The organism is Microvirga sp. Mcv34, assembly GCF_024519725.1.
In the GTDB taxonomy this organism is placed as follows: Bacteria; Pseudomonadota; Alphaproteobacteria; order Rhizobiales; family Beijerinckiaceae; genus Microvirga.
This window is the reverse complement of the sequence record NZ_JALJRK010000258.1, coordinates 1-989: the sequence shown is the minus strand read 5'-3', so window position 1 is coordinate 989 and position 989 is coordinate 1. Positions and strand designations below refer to the sequence as shown.

At 60.4% G+C, this 989-nt stretch carries 1 protein-coding gene; it reads right to left on the bottom strand.

Going from position 1 to position 989, the window contains the following annotated elements; all coding sequences use genetic code 11:
• Nucleotides 1–528: 528 nt before the first annotated feature.
• Nucleotides 529–989, bottom strand: a 461-nt coding sequence (locus tag OC446_RS30505; RefSeq protein ID WP_262032607.1) for an efflux RND transporter permease subunit, incomplete at its 5' end; no start/stop codon positions are given.

The following is a 989-nucleotide window of genomic DNA, read 5'->3' as shown; positions in this document are numbered from 1 at the left end:
GCGTCACTTCTCAAGATGATCGCCGCTCAACTTCCACCCTGATCGCCGCGCCTTAGCCAGATCGCAATCACGAGTTCGTAGAGCTCTTCGGCTCGCCCGGCAGGATGCTGGAGGCATGAACCCATGCGCCAGATGCCGGTGCGCAGTAGGTAAAAGATCACGTCTATGATGCACCGGAGCGGGTAGATCTGGCGCCGTCTGGCGGGATGGCCGCGGGGACAAGCGGCTGCAACAGGGCCCATTCCGCATTACTCAGATCGACGGGGTAGAAACGGGCATCCATGGCGGGGCTCCTGGATTGTCATGCAGCCCGCATCCGGATCCGCGGCCTAACCCTGAGGGCAATCTGAACCGATCGCGCAAATTGAGCAACAAAATTTGTCGTCAGTCAGCGATATGATACTCGGGTTAGGGGTGGGCTCCTCATGGATGTGGAGATATGTTCATTTACCGATCAGCCGCAACTGTCAGGCGGTGTAGAGCCATAAGCTTGTCGAACTCTTGACAACAGAGAGGAGGCTCGACCGGCTATTCCGCCGCCAGAGCCTGGCGATGAGGATGCTTTTCTTCCACGTGCCCGACCCGCACCGTCTCCCGTGAGATGAAGGTGTAGAACATGGGCACCACGAAGAGGGTGAAGATCGTGCCGATCGACATGCCGGAGGCGATCACGAGCCCCATGGAGAAGCGCGCCGCCGCACCCGCGCCGCTGGCATAGAGCAGCGGCACGACACCGAGCACCATGGCGGCCGTGGTCATGAGGATCGGACGAAGACGGACCCGGGCCGCCTCCTCGATGGCCTCACGCTTGCCAACCCCGTGCTTCTCCTTCTGCTCGTTGGCGAACTCCACCATCAGGATGCCGTGCTTCGTGATCAGACCCACCAGGGTGATCAGACCCACCTGCGTGTAGATGTTGAGGGTCGCCAAGCCCACGTTCAGGAAGATCATGGCGCCGAACATGGAGAGCGGCACCGACATCATGATGA